At 59.4% G+C, this 19,125-nt stretch carries 11 protein-coding genes; 6 read left to right on the plus strand and 5 right to left on the minus strand.

All coding sequences use genetic code 11. The features are described from left to right. Positions 1 to 8 precede the first annotated feature (8 nt). From BM275_RS22430 to BM275_RS22335, 5 genes are all read right to left on the minus strand, one after another. Positions 9 to 851, minus strand: a complete 843-nt coding sequence (locus BM275_RS22430; protein WP_090522044.1) for a hypothetical protein — start codon at positions 849 to 851, stop codon at positions 9 to 11. After that, a complete protein-coding gene (locus tag BM275_RS14870; RefSeq protein ID WP_090522046.1) occupies positions 848 to 3,919 on the minus strand; it encodes an ATP-dependent DNA helicase in 3,072 nt (1,023 codons plus the stop codon). The genes BM275_RS22430 and BM275_RS14870 overlap by 4 nt, the downstream gene beginning before the upstream one ends. Beyond that, complete coding sequence (locus tag BM275_RS14875) at positions 3,903 to 4,940, minus strand: restriction endonuclease-related protein (protein WP_079329505.1); 1,038 nt, start codon at positions 4,938 to 4,940, stop codon at positions 3,903 to 3,905. Before BM275_RS14875 ends, BM275_RS14870 begins: the two co-directional genes overlap by 17 nt. An 18-nt stretch (positions 4,941 to 4,958) precedes the next feature. After that, on the minus strand, positions 4,959 to 5,792 hold the full coding sequence (locus tag BM275_RS22065) for a hypothetical protein (protein WP_128121602.1): 834 nt from the start codon (positions 5,790 to 5,792) through the stop codon (positions 4,959 to 4,961). 163 nt (positions 5,793 to 5,955) lie between these two features. After that, positions 5,956 to 6,315, minus strand: a complete 360-nt coding sequence (locus tag BM275_RS22335; RefSeq protein WP_176492302.1) for a hypothetical protein — start codon at positions 6,313 to 6,315, stop codon at positions 5,956 to 5,958. A 314-nt stretch (positions 6,316 to 6,629) separates the two neighbouring features. On the opposite strand from BM275_RS22335, the gene BM275_RS14885 reads away from it, so the two are divergent. The 6 genes from BM275_RS14885 to recD all read left to right on the plus strand — a co-directional run bounded on the left by BM275_RS14885 (position 6,630) and on the right by recD (position 18,445). After that, positions 6,630 to 7,502 carry a tetratricopeptide repeat protein gene (locus tag BM275_RS14885; RefSeq protein ID WP_079327642.1) on the plus strand — a complete coding sequence of 291 codons (873 nt, stop codon included), beginning with the start codon at positions 6,630 to 6,632 and terminating at the stop codon, positions 7,500 to 7,502. Positions 7,503 to 7,567: 65 nt separating this feature from the next. Further along, positions 7,568 to 8,485 carry a hypothetical protein gene (locus tag BM275_RS22070; protein WP_139229577.1) on the plus strand — a complete coding sequence of 306 codons (918 nt, stop codon included), beginning with the start codon at positions 7,568 to 7,570 and terminating at the stop codon, positions 8,483 to 8,485. Positions 8,486 to 8,495: 10 nt separating this feature from the next. Continuing rightward, positions 8,496 to 9,089, plus strand: a complete 594-nt coding sequence (locus BM275_RS14895) for a hypothetical protein (protein ID WP_090522048.1) — start codon at positions 8,496 to 8,498, stop codon at positions 9,087 to 9,089. Positions 9,090 to 9,228: 139 nt separating this feature from the next. Next, entirely contained in the window at positions 9,229 to 12,681 is a 3,453-nt protein-coding gene (recC, locus tag BM275_RS14900; protein WP_090522051.1) for an exodeoxyribonuclease V subunit gamma, read from the plus strand. Next, on the plus strand, positions 12,678 to 16,361 hold the full coding sequence (gene recB / locus BM275_RS14905; RefSeq protein ID WP_090522053.1) for an exodeoxyribonuclease V subunit beta: 3,684 nt from the start codon (positions 12,678 to 12,680) through the stop codon (positions 16,359 to 16,361). The genes recC and recB overlap by 4 nt, the downstream gene beginning before the upstream one ends. Then, entirely contained in the window at positions 16,358 to 18,445 is a 2,088-nt protein-coding gene (recD, locus tag BM275_RS14910; protein ID WP_090522055.1) for an exodeoxyribonuclease V subunit alpha, read from the plus strand. Before recB ends, recD begins: the two co-directional genes overlap by 4 nt. The last annotated feature ends 680 nt before the right edge of the window (positions 18,446 to 19,125 follow it).

Here is a 19,125-nt window from a genome sequence, read left to right on the forward strand (position 1 = left end):
CGCCATTTTCAGAAGCCTGCTTGCTCGCGGGCACCACATGGTTCATTAGCCATGAAGGTCAGCAGCTTCTCGACAGGGTGCTCGTACGTAGTTTCCCAGCCTTCGACCGTCTTCTTGGTTTTGAGCTTCGCTTTGACGATCAGGTCGCCGGTTTTGACCCAGGCATGTTTTTTCTTGCCTACAAGGTTGGGCATCACCTGGGTCAGTTTCACACGTAGCTGGATGTAGGGCTGCGGCCGACCGTGCAGCAAGACAAGAGTCGGCTCGATAGCATGCAGTGCACTGGCATATCGGACATCATTTTCGGAAACGATAGGGTCATCCCATGCAAGCAAGCTGGAATCAGCTGCCTGGTACAGCTTGATGGGCATCGCCGCCTGCATGGGCTTTTGTATGAGGGCTTGCCCCACCAGCCAAGGAATGACCGTATACGCGAGCGATGAAATGTCTCCAGGCGTGACTAGGTGACTTGTATCCAGCGGCACCACGTCGGTGACGATCAACTTTCCTTCAATGCCGACCAGTTGCTCGTTCCAAATCCTAAGGACGTCCATCGACCATAGGTGGAGCACCTCGTTGATAGTGTCGACTGACAGCGGATAGAGCATGATAATCGCCGAGACACCGCCCCCTTTTTGGGGGAATAGGTCCACCTTTACGGGGCCCCGGGAAAGAACTGCAAGCATCTCCTCCAATCCTGTCGTAGGCAGGCCCGGATGTGGCTTTTTAACCAGCCCCTGAAGCGCTTGCCACGCGTCGAGATACTGGGGGCCGATTACCACACGGTAGGCTTGCCCCAATTGGGTCGCATCAAATTTGAATAGGCTGGTGCGTAGCTCAAGGGCCTTCATCTCGCGTCCTTTCTTGATTCATTGATGTATTTCAGAAGTGCTGATGCGACGCCGGCATGGTGACGTTCGAACTGATCCCAATCCCCATCTTTCTTGAGTTGATGGACGCTCTCGTTGAGCATCTCGTGCCAAGGCTTGAGGCCATTCAGAAACGCGGCATCAGCGAAGTAACAAGTTACCGGAGTACCTCCTCGACGCCCCCGTCCGATGAGTTGAGTGAGGCTCACCAGGATGTTCATGATGGTGTAATGACGGATGTTATCCGGTTGCTGGCTAAACGCCGGGCGTGCGGTACGAATACTTTGTAGGAGAGCATTGGAATGCTTTCGCTCCTGCATCATCAGCAAGCCAGGGCTGCTGTAGAAGGCAACCGCTTTCCCCGTCTCGTAGCAGATATGGGCAAGGTTGTTGTTTGGGCTGTCCGAAGAGGGCAGTGGACGGACGCAGATCACTACGGCGCCAATCGCCGAAAGACCATCGGCGTTTACGATGTTGTGGCCGCGCGCCATAGGGCCAAGCGCACTGACCAGCAACGTCTTGTCCTTATGCCGGCCGCTGGTGAATTCCGCCAGGTCGTCGTAGACAAGTGTTTGCTGTGCTTCGAGTGAGGATGGCTTGTACTCGCTCTGTCGTCCTCGCACCCAGCCTACCAATTGGCCTGGGCCACCCTGCATTTTCGCGAGGGTCATGGCCAGCACTTCAGCATCCGTGTCGCTGTTGGTGACCAAGAGCAGGCGAGCGCGCTCTTGGGTCTTTGGGTCGTTTGCCAGACTCTGGAGACGGGCTTTCGCCCAGGGCCATATTTCTTTGGCAAATTTCGATACCAGGAACTTGCGCTCCGCAAAGGCGGCACCAGAGATGGCGGTCGTTTGGTTGACATTCTCGAAGGTGATCTGGCCAGCTGCATCCGGAACGTCGATGAAGTCTTTGGCTCGAAGGTCGTAAGCACTGGCTCCGGGAAAATATGCAGTGGCAGAGAACCCTATGAACAACCGTTTCACACCGGCATAGCCCAGAGCGCTGACATCCGGAAGTGAAAGTAGGGTGCTGTGCGGATCACCGCGCATGGCGACGACGTTCAGGGTCGAGTCATTGTCGCTACTGTCTTTCCGCTTGAAACCAAACACGGCCCGCTGCAAGGGGCCGTTGGGGGTAGGGCTCAACGGCTCTGGCCCTGCAATGCTCCTTCGAACCTCATAAGCGTTTGGGACCTCGGCGTTGACGAAGCCAGAAAGCTCAACCTGGAGGTTTCGCAGGTGTGTTTCGATGACCAGCAGCGTGCCACGCAAGATCAACGATGCTTTTAGGCGGATCTGGTCATGCTCTTTCAGCGGTGCAGGAAGCAGACCACTGTCGGACAATGCCTTGATGAGATGACCAAGGTTGACCGCCAGGGTTTCAAGCTTGTGTTCGCCATCGTTTGAGCGCCAGCAGGCAAGGTGGTGACTTAGCCTTTCCAGGTGGGGTGGTATGCGGTTCGTGTTGTTGAACAGCTGTTCCAGCTCCTCGCGATTGATTCCCAGCTTTTCGGTAATGAAGGTGTCGTCGGCATCTGACCAGGTTGTTTCCTTCTTTGGCCACTCGAAATATTTTTCCTGCTGAAGGTTCATGAGCTGGCTCACACTGAGCGTGCAATAGGTTAGCGCCCAGTTCACCCGGTACAGACTGCTTCGATCAATCCCAAGTATGTTTGACCGGCCAACAACGGTATTGAACAGGCGCAAGAGAGGGCTATTGTCACCCTGGTTGCCAAGCTTCAGCTCGATGACACTGCTGTCTATGGCAGACTTCAGCAGACCGTCGATTTCGTCGACGAGAAACACCGGGGCAGTCCGGAGCAGCAACTCGATCAGGCTGCGCGGTCCAGGAAACTGGTCGGCGTCGGACAGCGGAATGCGCGTAGTGCCCGACAATAGGGCATGATGGTTGATCACCACAATGTCGGCTTCAAGAGCTTCTGACAACATTCTGGTCCGACCACATTTGAAGAGAAAAGGACAGTGGTTAAGCCGTTTTGAATGCTCAAGTCGGCCTTCCTCCTGGGTCGATACCCGAACGTTGAAGCAAGGCTCTTTACCGGGTTCGACGTCGAGGAGGTCGGACGCGTAAGCATCCAGCAGGCAGGCATAGTCGTACGCGGACGCAGTATTGCTCTGCGCGAACTGGATCTGTGCACGCTCATAGACCCGCGTCGCTGAGTGCAATGGTGCAACCTTCAGATCAGCCGCTGCCACAGCTAGCGACTGCCTGAGAATACGTACGGTGTTTTCCAGTTCGACTAGCGTCGGTACCGCAATCACGACTCTGTGACCTCGGCGAGCCGCGTCAATCGACATCATCACCATGGCAACGCTTTTGCCGGTTCCAGTGGGGGCATTCACGCGGTAAAAATTGCCCGAGTCTGCTGCGCGTTTGGGTTCTGATCCCCAAATGTTGGTCAGGGAGGCTTCGTGTTGGCTGTGGAGATTGGGCGTTGCATCGAGTTGCTGGGCGAGTTCGCGTAGTGAGCCAAGCTCCCACTCGATTTCCTGCACAGCGGGCGATGAGGGGATATGGATGTGGCAGTCAGCGACTTCGAGGACGCTCCGCTCGCTTTCAGGTACAACGAAAACCCTGACCTGATCTCCAGCGATATGCTTGAGGACTACGTCCCCAGACTCTGGGAGCTGGGCATAGACCGGTGTCGCACGCCCATACTTGAGTGCCTCGAAGTATTCCCTGATGAGCTGGTCGGCATTCAGGTGCGGTGATATGCGATAGCAATCCTGTTCGTGGAGCTCGTCACTCAGCTTGCTCGCGTCGATCAACTCAAAGGGGCTGCGTTCACCTTTGATAATCGCCTCGGCGCTCATCAGGAAACGCTTGGGTTGGGCTACAAGTGAGGGCCTGAGCCGCAAGCTCTCGGCTATCAGCAGCTGATCAGCGTCCTGAAGCGCGCACCAGGTGCTCCAGCCGCGTGTTCGGCCCGCGCAGAGAGCTGCTGCATCGGCCAGCATGGGTTCACTGCCCACATATCGCGCAGCCAGGGCGAGGAAAAGCGTTGTACTAATGTCAGAAAGGGGCTGCATGTTTTTGTGCCTCCCTTACGCACTGGCTCTGCGTGAAGACCGCAACCCCTGCAGGGCAGCGTTGGCGGAGCAGGGGAATGTTCTGCATCTGGTAATCCGGGATTACGATCCAGCGAGGCTTGCTCGAAGGGATTGATTCGATGTGTTTGGCCAGCTCGTAGGACGATATCCAGACCTTGGCATCAATATCTTGGTAAGCGTGGCCAAGACGGATACGCAGATCCGTTCGATCCACATCAGGCCACAGCTGCACCTCCAAACCTTTCGCCACGAGCGCGCTTGCGAGCGCAACCTCAAGCAGTCCAGGTTGGAGCGTGAATTTCCATAATGGCGGTTTGAGCATCAGCCGGTCTTCGACGGGGTGTCCCAGAAGGATGCTGTTGTCTACACGGTTGATCAGTCTCGAACCATCACGAACAAAAAGACTCTTTTTGTCCTGGCACCAAGCAGAGTCGCAACTGACCTGGTGCCGCTGAGCATTCATCGGCCATTTGCATTCGGGACATAGATACAGAAGCCCGTTATGGTGCAGGTGAGGGGGGATGGGCTCGTAGAACTCGCTTAGAGAAAGATTGAGTGGAACGAAGGATTCTTGGGCCTGGAAGGGCACGATCACGCCATGCTCAATCAGAAACAACCGGAAGTTTCGATAGTGTGTCTCACCGTCAGCCCGAAGGCGGCACGCTTGCTTGACCCGGTTTACGCTGGCCTGGACTTGCTCCCACAGCTCCCTTACGTCGAGCTCAAGCAGCATCTCATTGCAGGTTTGCGTGGCGATGTTGGAATACAGTAAGGGGCCTGAGTAGTCGGCCCTGATAGCCGAAGACAGCCAGTCCTCAAGGGGAACGCTTAGCTTGCGCTCCAATTCTATGGCTGACATTGGGTAGCCAACAGGCTCAAGACGCCAGAGCAGCGCGCAAGCCCGCTGCAGCAAGGGAAACGCCAGTGCCCTGTTCTTACTGCTGAGTGATGCGCCTTGAGCGAGGAGTTGTAGCAAATGCTCAGGTTGTTGTTTATCCATGCACTGTTCTCCACTGCGTCAACTTTGGTCTTTAAGTGGGCCGAATGTGAGCAGCTTTAGGCCATAACCTGAGTATTCAGGGGCTACCCATCCAGTGGGTGCGATATCGCATTTGATTTTGGCCTCTAGCAGGATCAATAGGTCGAAATAGTCGCTTATCGACATATCGCAATTGCCTTCTATTACGAGGATTGCATCGACCGTAGTAGTGAGTCTTGTATGCCCAGCCTGCGCTAGTAATGAATCTATAGCTGCATTTGGTGTTGAGCCCCAGCTAGTTGCTGCTTGACCAATGCAGTGTTCAGGCAGCTGCCATGTGGGGTAACTATTCCAGTTCAACCCTGGGATGCTTTGCATCTCTCTTGCTAAGTACAGGCTTGCCCAGAAGTCACACAGAGCTTGCTCAGTGCACCATAGATAGCTGCGATAACCCGGATATGCTTGTGCCATGCATGGGGCTAAATGATGGACGTGGATGATGGCTGCTAGTCGATCTAGGTGACTCGCGGGAGGTAGCTGGTCTGGAGATGAGCAGAAAAAATGAAGCTCATCAAATTGCTGTTCAGGCCAAGGTTCGTCTAGTCCGTGAGCAGAAAAACGATGCCTGTCGAGACAGGTGATGCTTTCGGGGAAATAAGCCTTGGGCAGTTCAAGTATTTGGTCTGCTAGTCGCTGAGCTTCGGCTTGTGTTTCTGCGATCAAGGCGATATCGAAACTTACCGAGTATTGTTCCCGTAGATTGAGAGCTTTCTGGTGCGTTTCTGTCTTAGCGCTTTCGGTATCGTCACCTTGGTTTAAAAGGTGGTACAGATAGTCGCTAGGCTGCATGCGCTTGCGATGCGCGTTGTTCATCTTTAGCGCACCTGCACGGGGCCGTTTGCGCACTTGTAACCGGGGTATTGGGCTTCTGCCGTGACGCGAGCCATCTCGGAGCTGACGGCCTGTACCGTGATTGTAAAGTTAGCGCGTGGGCCCGCATTGGGTGTCACGCGTTGCAGGAAGGCAAAGTAAGTCTTCATAGCTGAGTCTCCATGGTCAGATGACAGGAGACAGAATGGGTTGGGTATGCGACAGCCTGTGTCGCATTCAACCTTGTTCGTACAGTGCCGCCATCCGATGCGCCGATAAGGCCATCATCCAGAAGTGCTTGTTGGACAACCTCCAGTACCTCTGGCTTCACCTGACCTGGTTCCAGGACAACGAAGCGGGTGTTGCTGATGACCTTGCCTGAGCAGTCTTGGCTAGGCCGGTTTCCTTTCAACAGTGATGTCGCGTAATCCCGAAGGGGCGCCAGATTTTCTACCTGCGCCGCCATTCCGAATCTAGCAGCGTGCTCCATGATCATGACGAGGTTCATCGCATCTGTTGGCAGCATGCTCAGTCGCGATAGCGATTTCTCTGCCCACCACAGTTTTGCTTTGCCCTTGGGCCTGCTGTGCACATGGGGGAATTTCTATTCGAGTTCGCTGAGGTCACGTTGAATGGTGCGTTTATCAACCTGGACGCCTTGGTTGGCTACTCGTTGGTGAATGGCATTGCTATCGAGAGCGCTGTCCTTGCTAGGGAGAAGGCCAAGGATGAGCTCATGGCGGAGTAGCTGTTCCACACTTCCATCCCTACTTGTGTGCGACACAGGCTGTCGCATGGCTGTTGAAAATGGTCAGACACGATCATCGATGAGGCAGCAGCATGAGCAAATCTGCGGAAGTCTTCAATCTCATGGATAACCTTCTTCCGCTGGCTGAAGACGTCGATCTAGCTGGGCCTGACGAGTTGCAACGCCTTTACGCTGGCGTTGGAATGCCATCGCTGAGAGCGAAGGAGCTAAGCGGGCAGGCGGGTGTTACCTATCACGAGATCAAAGCAGCCAATCCGCTTCTTGGATTGGTTGATCCGATCAGGATTCGAAATCGCTATGTGGAGCTGCGTGAGCAGGCTCTGTTGGGCGATGCGGATGCGCTCAATGATCTAGGGTGGTTTTGGCTCAATGGTCTGCGGCTGAAGCCGAACCCTGCGCTGGCCAGGCGGTTATTCAAGGTTGCGGCAGTGATGGGAGCCTCAGAGGCTCTATTCAACCTCGCCGAGCTGGCCTTTTATGGCAAGGGGCTGGTGGTCAATCCGGGCTTGGCCATCGACTATTACGAGCAGGCTTTCGAAGCAGGGATTCCCTGTGCTGCGCAAGCATTAGGGAGCTTGTATGAGCGTGGGGACGAGGGTGTCATCGTCGATCATGGCAAAGCCATCAGTTGGTACAAGCGTGGAGCGGCCGAGCAGGACTTGATGGCGTGCTTCTCACTTGGCAGGTTGGCTCTGGATGAGACATCACCCGAGTATGATCCAGCACTTGGCTTGTATTGGCTGCAGTGGGCGGCCATGAGGGGGCTGGTGCTGGCGACTGAGCGACTTGCTGAATTTTACTTTTCTACCTTCGAGTCTCCACCGGATCCAGATGGGCTGCTGTTTCGTTTCTGGCGGGATCTGGCGATCAGCCAGGGAAGCTTGTGGGCCAGAGAGTTGCGTGCATCGGATGTTGCTATTCAACAGGTATGCAAAAACTCATAGCATGCTGGCTTTATGCCCCTACAGGGATATCAATAGGTGCTGGGGTTAGGACTAAGAGGAAGGGAATGAGTCTGACTGGGAATCAAAAGGCCTTTGCACGATACCTGGCTGATTTATGGGGCAGGCCAGAGGCACTGGGGGAGATGCGTGGTTTGTTCCCAGTGGGAGATGCTTCGGAGTCAGGGCTGCTGCATAGCTTTCGCATTAGCAAACATCAGAGCTGGAAGCCTTGGAAAGGGCGTATTGCCTCAGCGGTTCATCATTGGTGGTGTCATTCGCTTCAGGAGGCCTTTCTCCATTACTCCTGGCCTGATAGCCCTAAGCCTAATTCGTCCCAATGCATTGCTGCCCGTTTACGGCAAGCGCTAGCTGTGCGTGATCAAGCAACTGCCCGCGATGCATGCCTGGCTATATTCCACTGGGGGGGCGTCGCGCGTCGCCCTGGTGATAAATCTCTGGCTTGGGTCGAGGATCAGTACCTAAAAAAAACGCTATGCCAATCAATCATGCATGCAGTCCAACTGCTTCAACCTGGATCTGCTCAAGGGCTTGCTGCATTCGATGGCAAGGAACTCCTGATGAATTCCGCTATGACAAAGGTCTACGCGGCTGCCGACCCTGACCACATCATTATCTACGACGGCCGCGTTGGTGCTGCACTTGGATTGCTCGCCCGTTATTCACTCATGCGTTCTGGCGTACCTAGCGTCCCTGCTGATTTATCCTTTCGGTGGGGGGCCGGACAAGGCGACACGACGAATAGAGATCCATCGCTGGGGGCGTTCAAGTTTCGCAAGCTCAATGCCGCTCAGTGCCAGCTATGGGCGGGACAGGTGTTGCTTGCAGGAGAGTTGCTGCAGCAGGTGATGGCCTACAACCCAAGCATTGGCTCCATTGCAGAGCTTGAGAAAGCCCTCTTCATGATCGGTTACAACGTAGATACAGATCTCCCCCCTCTGCCGCTTCCCCGGGTTTCCCCATAAGGAGATTTAAATGGAGCTTTATCGGGCGATTCCTGCCAGCCAAGTGGGGAGGGCGGAAAAAGGTCTTCGTCGTCACTCAACGATGCGAATACCCAGCAATGTTCCCTACGTGGTCGACAACCTCTGGGAGTCTCTTCGGCCGAGAAATATGCCGTCCCGCCGGCATGCAATTTACGCCAGCCCAACCCCTGAACTCGCTTTGCTGAATGCCAGTGCTCCGCTGGCTGATGGTGATGAATACGTTGCCTGCAGGGTTGTTGTAGAACCACAGAAAATCCGTATTGCTCAGCTTCAGGTGACCGATGCGCGCTACCACAGCGACATTCGCTTGATTAGCAAGTGGATCAGTCAGCATGGGCAGGAGTTGGCTGAGCTTTCGTTGGATCAAAAGCAGAGGCTTGCACCGCTCTTTATGCCGGGCCTGCATCGACGTGAGCTGACCGAGCTGTGGAAGGCTCATCCGTTGGTGGCCGCGCTTTGTACCTATGCGACGCAGCACTCTTCGTTCTGGTCCTCCGCATCTGACAGCCCTCGGTCTTCGGATGGCGAGCTGTTCTTTGAGTTGGTCGATGACGCCGATACCTACCGGCTTGAAGTCATTTGAAGTTGCCGGAGCGTTTCTCCAATCGCTGCCTCAGTTCAACGACGTCACTTTGCTTCTTCCGTGAAATATCCCGTGCGACACAGGGTGTCGCATGCGTTGATTAGCTTTCACTCCAGCGTACCTAGAGGGATGTGTGTCTATGCAGGAGCTTCAGCCTGGTCTTGTTGTCATCCATGGCAATCATCTAGAAGAACTGCGAGCCCTTGCAGTGCAGTGGATGCGCAGCCACCCGCTACATCCGCTGGAGAACGAGGTGCTGCTGGTGCAAAGCAACGGTATCGCCCAGTGGCTGAAACTGGCGCTGGCCGAAGACCCGCACAAGGGTGGCTGCGGCATTGCTGCGGCGCTGGATGTGCAGTTGCCTGCGCGCTTTCTGTGGCAGGTGTATCGCGGGGTGCTGGGGGCGCAGACCACGCCGCAGTCCTCGCCGCTGGACAAGGCAGCGCTGAGCTGGCGGCTGATGCGCCTGCTGCCCAGCTTGCTCACGAACCCGGTTTTCGCAAGCCTGCAGCGCTTTTTGGAAAAGGACGATGAACAGCGCAAGCTGCACCAACTGTGCGAGCGGTTGGCGGACTTGTTCGACCAATACCAGGTGTACCGCGCCGATTGGCTCGAAGACTGGGCTGCCGGGCGGGATCAACTTCAACACATCAAGGGCACTGTGCAGCCATTGGATGCGCCGAACCTGTGGCAGGCGCAGCTATGGCGCGAGGTATTGGCCGACGTTGGCGAGGGCGCGCTCGAGCAAAGCCGCGCCGGGGTTCACAAACGCTTCGTCGCCCACCTGCGCAGCGCTGCCCAGGCGCCAAAGGGGCTGCCACGCAGGGTTGTGGTGTTCGGCATTTCCTCGATGCCTGCGCAGGTGCTCGAAGCCCTGAAAGAGCTTTCCCGCTACAGCCAGGTGCTGCTGTGCGTGCACAACCCTTGCCGGCACCACTGGGGCGATATCGTTGCCGACAAAGACTTGCTGGCGCACCACTACCGCCGCCAACCTGCCCGTGAGGTTGCCGCAGCTGCGAATGAGCACGGCCAACCCTTGCTCGCCGCCTGGGGTAAGCAGGGGCGCGACTACATCAACCTGCTCGACTACCACGACGAGCCCGGCAGCTATCGCCACCTGCTCGATGGCCTCAATGGCGGGCGTATCGACCTGTTCACCGAACCGGATACGGCAACCCTGCTAGGCCAGCTGCAAAGCGATATTCTTGAGCTGCGCCCGTTGCCGGAAACCCGCGAAGCCTGGGGGGCGGTAGACGCTACCGCCGACCGCTCGCTGCGTTTTCACGTGGTGCACAGCATGCAGCGCGAAGTGGAGGTGCTGCACGACCAACTGCTCGCCCGCTTCAGCGCCGACAAGCAGTTGAGCCCACGGGATGTGATCGTGATGGTGCCGGACATCAACGCCTACACCCCTCACATCGAGGCAGTGTTCGGCCAGGTGCCAAGGAGTGATTCGCGCTACCTGCCGTTTACCGTGGCCGACCAAGGCCAGCGCGGCCGCCAGCCGCTGCTGATTGCCCTGGAACACCTGCTCAAGCTGCCCCATAGCCGCTTCGCTGCCAGCGACATTCTTGACCTGCTGGACGTACCGGCCTTGCGCGCGCGTTTCACGATCAACGAAGCCGACGTACCCACACTGCAACGCTGGATCGACGGTGCCGGTGTGCGCTGGGGGCTCGATGCCGAGCAGCGCGAAAGCCTGGGCATGCCGGCGGGCCTCGAGCAGAACACCTGGCGCTTCGGAATGCGACGCATGCTGCTGGGCTACGCTGCTGGGCGAGCGCCTCAGCTCAACGGCATCGAACCCTACGACGAAGTGTCGGGGCTGGAAGCTGCCCTGGCCGGGCCGCTGCTGACCTTGCTCGACCACCTGGAAGTGGCCCTTCAGGAACTCCAGCAACCGGCCACGCCGGTGCAATGGGCAGAGCGCCTGCAAGCCTTGTTGAAGGTGTTCTTCCGCCCGGTAAACGATACAGAGGAACTGCTGGTCAACCAATTGCTCAAGCTGCTCGAAGGTTGGCTGCGCACCTGCGAGGTGGCGCAGTTCGCGCAGCCACTGCCGCTGAGCGTGGTGCACGAGGCCTGGCTCAGCGGTATCGAAGATAGCGGCCTGTCGCAGCGCTTCCTGGCCGGCGCGGTGAACTTCTGCACCCTGATGCCTATGCGGGCGATTCCGTTCAAGGTGGTGTGCCTGCTGGGCATGAATGATGGCGATTACCCGCGCCAGCAATCACCGGTCGATTTCGACCTGATGCGCAACGACTACCGCCCTGGCGATAGGTCGCGACGTGAAGATGACCGCTACCTGTTGCTGGAGGCCGTGCTGTCGGCGCGAAAACAACTGTATGTGAGCTGGGTGGGCCGCAACATCCGCGACAACAGCGAGCGTGTGCCCTCGGTGCTGATTGGCCAATTGCGCGACCACCTGGCCAGCGGCTGGCGCTCGGCCAACGGCCAGCCATTGCTGCCAGCGCTGACCCAGGAGCACCCGCTGCAACCCTTCAGCGCCGCCTACTTCGCCAACGAGCCGGGGCCTGATGGCTTGTTCACCTACTCCAGCGAGTGGCGCGAGGTGCATGACGAATACAGCTCGCAGCCAGCAGGGGAGCGCCTGCCCGCGCTGGTGCAGGACACGCCATTGAGCCTGCGGCAACTTTCCGAGTTCGTGCGCGACCCGGTGGGCGCTTTCTTCAGCCAGCGGTTGAAGGTCAAATTCGACGACGACGAGTTGGTAAACCGCGATGACGAAGCCTTCCAGCTCGATGGCCTGGAAAACTGGCAGCACCAGGACAGGCTTACCCAGGCGCTGAAGCGCTGGGTCGAGGAGGCTTACGACCCCGAACAGGCCGTGACCGAACTGGGCCTGCAAGTGCAACGCCTGCAACGCGAGGGCGCCTTGCCACTGGGCGGCTTCGGCACCTTGAGCGCCTCGGCGCTGGTGGAGCCGATGCCGGGCCTGCTGGCGCGCTACCACGCCCAACTGCAAGCCTGGCCTGAGCTTGAAGAGGGCCAGAGCGCCGCAACCATCGAAGCCACTGACGAGCGTCCCGGCCTCAAGGATTGGCTGGGTGGCATTCGCCGCAACGCGTTGGATGAGCGAGCCTACCTGCAACTGGACAGCAAGAAGCTGTGCAGCGACGACAGCCTGCGTTGGCAGCACCTGGTGCGGCCTTGGTTGCGGCACTTGGCGTTGCAGTTGAACGGGCCTGCCTGCACGACCATTTTGGTGGGTTTGAATGGCGATGTGGTGTTCCGGCCAGTGCCTGAAACCCAGGCCCGGGATCAGCTGCAAGCGCTGCTCCAGGCCTGGGTGGCGGGCATGCAAGAGCCGCTGCCGGTGGCCTGCGAAAGCGCCTTCGCCTGGTTGGCAGCGGGTGGGGAAAGCAGCGATTCGGCCTACGACAAAGCGCGCGATATCTATGAAGGCGGCTACATGAAAAAGGGTGAAGTGGAGCGCTCGTTCGCCCAACGGCGTGCCTACGAGGACTTCGACCAACTGTGCGCGAGCGGCCAGTTCGTGGCCTGGGCCCAGCGCCTGTATGGCGGCTTGTTCGGCCACTTCACCTCGACCGACGCAGGAAGCGACCAATGACAGCGGTTAACCTCAACCCCCTCGATTTCCCACTGCATGGCAGCCGCTTGATCGAAGCGAGTGCCGGCACCGGCAAAACCTTCACCATCGCCTTGCTGTACGTGCGGCTGGTACTGGGCCATGGGGGCGATGCTGCGTTCAAGCAAGCGCTGACGCCGCCGCAAATTCTGGTGGTGACCTTCACCGACGCCGCCACCCAAGAGCTGCGCGACCGCATTCGCGCACGCTTGAACGAGGCTGCCCAGTGCTTTCAGGCACCTGATGATCGTCACGACCCGCTGCTGGTGAAACTGCGCAACGGTTACCCCGCCGATCAGTGGCCGGCCTGTGCTCGTCGGTTGCAGTTGGCCAGCGAGTGGATGGACGAAGCCGCGGTTTCGACCATTCATGGCTGGTGCTACCGGATGCTGCGCGAGCACGCCTTCGACAGCGGCAGCCTGTTTACCCAGACACTGGAAACCGACCAGCGCGAGTTGCTCGATGAAGTGGTCAGGGACTACTGGCGCCAGCAGTTCTATGGCCTGCCGCCTGAGGTTGCCAGGGTGGTGACGGATAGCTTCAAAAGCCCCACCGAGCTACGCGAAGCGCTGACGCCGCTGCTGTCGCGTAGCGATGCCGAGTTTCAGCAGGCAGGGATGTCGATCACAGCGCCCGCGCACCTGGATGCTTTGCTTCAGGGGCCTGCTGACTGGGCTGCGCAGTGCGTCGCGCTCGAAGCGCAGGCAAGGGCGGCCTGGGCCAACGACATCGTGGCTCTGGAGGCGTTGCTGCACAGCGCGCGCAACGCACTGAACGGCAAGTCCTACCCCACCAAAACCCCCGAAACTTTTGATCAAATGCTTGGCGATATCGCCGCCTGGAGCCAGGGAGGCGAAGCCAGTAGCCACGTTCGCAAATGCGGGCAAGCCCGCTTCAAGCTGAACAAAGGCGGTGCCATCGGTACGCACCCAGCGTTTCGAGCCATCGATGCTTGGGTCGACCATGAGGAGTCGAAGCAGGACATCCGCGCGCAGTTGCTGCTGCATGCTCTGCGTGAAGTGCAGGGCGCCTTCGAGGAAGAAAAGCTGCGCCGGGCGCAGATCGGTTTCGACGACTTGCTCAACCGCCTTGGCCGTGCCCTGGAAGGCCCCTCTGGCCCGCGCCTGGCGCAGACCATTCGCCAGCAGTACCCGGTGGCCCTGATCGACGAGTTCCAGGACACCGACCCGGTTCAGTACGGCATCTTCGACAAAATCTACTGCATTGGAGAAAACCTGCCCGACTGCGGCCTGTTCATGATCGGCGACCCGAAACAGGCAATCTATTCGTTCCGTGGCGCCGACATCTACACCTACCTCAAGGCGCGTGAGGCTACCAAGGGCCGGCATTACACCCTGGGCACCAACTACCGCTCCACCCAAGCGATGGTCGATGCCGCCAACCATTGTTTCAAGTTCGCCGAAGCCCACCCCCGAGCAGCGTTCCGGTTTGCCGAGGAGGGGAAGGAGAACCCGGTGCCGTTCGAAGGTGTTGATGCCAAAGGCCGCAGCGATACGTTGGAGATCGAGGGTGAAAAGCAGAAGGCCCTGACCCTCTGGCAGCTGCAAACCAACGGAGTAATCAACAACGCCACTTACCTGCGCGAGGCCTCCGAGGTATGCGCCTCGGCGATTCAGGCCTGGCTCGACCGCAGTGCAGAAAAACCCTCGGGCCTGCGCAACAGCGATGGCCAACTCACTGCACTCAAGCCTGCCGATATCGCCATTCTGGTACGCAGCCGCAAGGAAGCCGAAGCTATTCGCAAGGCCCTTGCGCGTCGCAAACTGGCCAGCGTTTATCTGTCTGACCGCGACTCAGTATTCGAAAGCGAAGAAGCCACCGACCTGCTGTGCATCCTGCGGGCCTGCGCCCAGCCCACCAGCGACCGCTTGCTGCGTGCGGCATTGGCCACCCGCAGCGTGGGCATTTCCTGGCAGGACCTGGAGCAGTTGAACCAGAACGAGCTGTGCTGGGAAGCGCATGTGCAGTGGTTCCGCGACTTCCGCGTGCTGTGGCAGCAACAAGGCGTGCTGCCCATGCTGCGCAGGCTGCTTGCAACCTTCAAGGTGCCGGCCCGTTTGCTGGCTGAAGAACAGGGCGAGCGCCGCCTGACCAACCTGCTGCACCTGGCCGAATGGCTGCAGCGCAGCGCCGCCGAACTCGATGGCGAGCACGCGCTGATTCGCCATCTGGCCGAGCAGATCAAGGAGCAGAGCGAGGAAGAAATTCTGCGCCTGGAAAGCGACTCGGACCTGATCAAAGTGGTGACCGTGCACAAGTCCAAGGGCCTGGAGTACCCCTTGGTGATGTTGCCGTTCGCGTGCAGCGCCAGGGCGGTGGATGGCCGTAGCAAGGCGCCGCCGATGTTCCATGAACGACAGGATGAGCATTACAGCCTGGTGCTTGAACTGGCCAAGGGCGACCCGGCAAAGCCTGCGCAGAAACGCGCTGACGATGAGCGCATGGGCGAGGAAATGCGCCTGCTGTATGTCGCCCTGACCCGCGCCCGCTACGCCACCTGGATCTGCGTGGCGCCCCAGGGGTTCAAGACCGGAGGCTCGTCGATAGACCTGCACAAGTCGGGCTTGGGCTACTTGCTGGCAGGCGAAGGCACGGTTGCCCCTGATTGGTTGGCTGAAGTGGTGGACGCCTTCGCGAAGGGCTGCGACGACATCGCGGTGTGCAAGGCCCCTGCGCAAACCGAGGGTGTCCATGTGGCACCTGCGCGCCCGACGGTAAGCGAGGCCTTGCGCCCGCTGCATGCGCTGGCGACCAACTGGTGGATCGCCAGCTACTCTGCCTTGGCCATCGCCGACGACCGTGCGCGGATGGGCGCCGAGTCGCCGGTTGCCCCTGAGCCTGCCACCGCGCTGGAAGCCAACCTGCAAGAGCAGGACGACGAGCAGAACCCGCCTGCCGGCGTTGGTATTCACGCCTTCCCCCGAGGGGCGGGGCCGGGCACTTTCCTGCACGGGCTGTTCGAGTGGGCCGGCGATGAGGGCTTCGGCAACGCTGCCAGCGACGAGCAAGCCCTGCACGACGCCGTGGCCCGGCGCTGCAACCTGCGCGGCTGGGAGCGCTGGATCGACCCGCTGTCGGCTTGGTTGAGCCATTACCTCAAGGCCCCACTGCGCTTCAACGGCACCCAGTGCACGCTAGCCGGGTTGAGCACCTATCAGGTCGAGATGGAGTTCTGGTTCTCCAGCCGCAACGTGAACGTCGAACGCCTCGATGCCTTGGTACGCGAACACACCCTCGGCGGTACGCCGCGACTGATACTGGCGCCCAACCAGTTGAACGGCATGTTCAAAGGCTTCATCGACCTGACCTTCGAGCACGAGGGCCGCTACTACGTGGCGGACTACAAATCCAACTGGCTGGGCAGCACCGATAGCGCCTATGTCGCTGAGGCCATGGCCGAAACCATGCTGGACAAACGCTACGATCTGCAGCTGTGCCTGTACCTGTTGGCCCTGCATCGCCAGCTCAAGCTGCGCCTGCCCGGCTACGACTACGAGCAGCACATGGGCGGGGCGCTGTACCTGTTCATTCGTGGGCACCAGGCGCCCACCCATGGCCTGCACTTCGAGCGGCCACCGCAGCAACTGATCGAGCAGCTTGACCAACTCTTCATGGGCCAGTTCGAGGAGGCCAGCGCATGAGCCAGACCCTCAAGCAACTGAGCAGCAGCCAGGGCGATACCGAGCAGGTGGCGGTGTTCATTGGCGCCGCCAGCAACAGCGAGCTCTTGCAGCAAGTCGATACCTGGGTGGCGCGTGGCTGGTTGCGCGCGCTGGATCGTGCCTTGGCGAAATTCATTCTTGAACAAGACCCTCAGGCCCAGGCCAGCGTGCTGCTGGCCGCCGCGATGACCAGCCACCAACTGGGCCGTGGCCATGCCTGCCTGGACCTTACCGCCACCCTGGCAGCGCCGGATTTCGTGCTGTCGTTGCCACCAGAAGGCGAGGAGGGCAGTACGCTGCCGTCGCAATGGTTGCAGGGCCTGGACGCTACGCAGTGGCTCCAGGCTCTGGCCGCCAGCACCCTGGTCGAGGACCGTGACGCCCGCCAGGACGCCCCCGAACGGCCCTTGGTGCTGGTGGGGCAGCGCCTTTACTTGCGCCGCTACTGGAACTACGAGTGCAGCATCGCCCAAGCCTTAAGCGCACGCTTGAGCGTGGCGCCGGTCACACCAGATAACTTCGCTAGCCGTCTCGATGAACTGTTTCCCGCCCGTTCCGAAGCCGAGCGCGCGCAAGGCAGCAACTGGCAGAAAATTGCCTGCGCGCTGGCGGCCCGTGGCAACTTCAGCGTCATCACTGGCGGCCCGGGCACCGGCAAGACCACCTCGGTGGTGCGCCTGCTGGGGTTGCTGCAAACCCCGGCGGTCGAGAGCGGCAAGCCGCTGCGCATCCGCCTGGCGGCGCCGACCGGCAAGGCGGCGGCGCGGTTGTCCGAGTCCATTGGCAAGGAGGTTCGGGTGTTGCCGGTGAGTGATGCGGTGCGCGCCGAGATCCCGACGGATGTGTCCACCTTGCACCGCTTGCTGGGCAGCCGACCGAACTCGCGCAACTTCATTCACCAGCGCGATAAACCGCTGGAGCTGGATGTACTGGTGGTCGATGAAGCCTCGATGATCGACCTGGAAATGATGGCCTGCGTGCTGGATGCCTTGCCCCAGGCAGCGCGCTTGATTCTGCTAGGCGACAAGGACCAGTTGGCCTCGGTGGAAGCCGGTTCGGTGATGGGCGACTTGTGCCGCGAGGCTGAAAAAGGCGACTACAACGCGCAAACCGCCCAGTGGCTGAGCACCCACAGCGGTGAGGCGCTGGTTGACCCTGAGTTGCAGATGGCCGAAGGCGCGGGTGCCCCGCTGGCGCAGCAGACCGTGATGTTGCGCCGCTCTTGGCGTTTCGACCCGCAGAAGGGTATCGGGCGCCTGGCCAAGCTGATCAACAACAAGCAGGCGGGCGAAGCACGGCGTGCGCTCGAACAGCCCTCGGAGCAACTTTTCAACCTGCTGGTGCGTGGCGAGCAGGATGCGGCGCTTAGCGACCTGGCCATCGATGGCAACCGTAATGCGCCCGGCTACCGGCATTACCTGGTGCAACTGCGCGACTTGCGCCCTGTGGCTGATACACAGTGGGACAGCGAGCTATGGGCCGGTTGGGCAGGCAAGGTGTTGTCTGCATTCGACCAGTTCCGCCTGCTCTGCGCATTGCGCCGGGGGCCTTGGGGCGTCGAAGGGCTTAACCAGCGTGTGGCTACGCAATTGCGTCGCCGCGGCTTGCTGGACAGCGACCACGGCTGGTACGAAGGGCGTCCGGTGCTGGTGACGCGCAATGACTACAGCTTGAACCTGATGAACGGCGATATCGGCATCGCGCTATGGGTGCCGGGGCCGGACGGTGCGCTGGCCCTGCGCGTGGCCTTCCCGCGCAACGACGGCAGTGGCGGCGTGCGCTTCGTGATGCCGAGCCGGTTGGTGGAGGTGGAGACGGTGTTCGCCATGACGGTGCACAAGTCCCAGGGCTCGGAGTTCAACCACACCGCGCTGGTGTTGCCTGATGCGCTGAACCCGGTGTTGACCAAGGAGCTGCTGTACACCGCCATCACCCGCGCCAGGGAATGGTTCAGCCTGGCCGAGACTCACCCGGGTGTGTTCGAAGGCGCGGTGGGCCGCAACGTGCAGCGCACCAGCGGCTTGGCGTTGCAACTGCATGAGGCGCTGGCTCAACGCATCTGAGTGGGCGAATTCAGGCATTTGTAGCCGGGTTACTGGCCTGGGCCGTGACCTTTGCCATGTCAGAGCTTACGGCCTGGACGGTGATGGTGAAGTTGACCTGAGGGCCGGCGGCGCTGCAGGAGGCCAACCCGCTGGGGGTATCGCGGCTGGTGGATGGCGAATACCGCCGCTAGGGCCTGAATAGACACAATCGTTGCGGTTCGTCGCCCCGACAAGCCAGCTCCCAGGCAAGTCCAACCTGTAGGAACCGGTTTGCTGCATCAGTGGACGCCTGCTTAAGAGGGGGTAGACAAAATCAAGAGGTAAGTCGACGAGCCAGCATGCGAGCCTTTGGCAGCCGTGCCCATGCTGCACTCATATTGATGTTCATCTCAATCAGATGAACCTCACTCAACATCGAATGGTACTGTGGAGAGCAGCAGTTCAAGTGCAAGTGACTCAAGGTCACAGGTAAGGTCAATTCGACCGGCGCTGAAAAATTTGGCAACCCCTACACCACCCTGCGAGTTTGTGTGATTGGGTTCACTTACCTACCCGAGGTCAGTCCCGAAATGCTCGGCGCTGAGCTGGAAGACCGCTACTGCTACGAGGTCAGCGTGCTGGGGGAGAAATGCTATGCAGGGAGTCGATTTCTAACGCCGTCAAATAGATGGATATCGGAGGTGCCCCTTCTGAGAGTT

Origin of the sequence: Stutzerimonas kunmingensis (genome assembly GCF_900114065.1) — a bacterium.
GTDB classification, from domain to species: domain Bacteria; phylum Pseudomonadota; class Gammaproteobacteria; order Pseudomonadales; family Pseudomonadaceae; genus Stutzerimonas; species Stutzerimonas kunmingensis.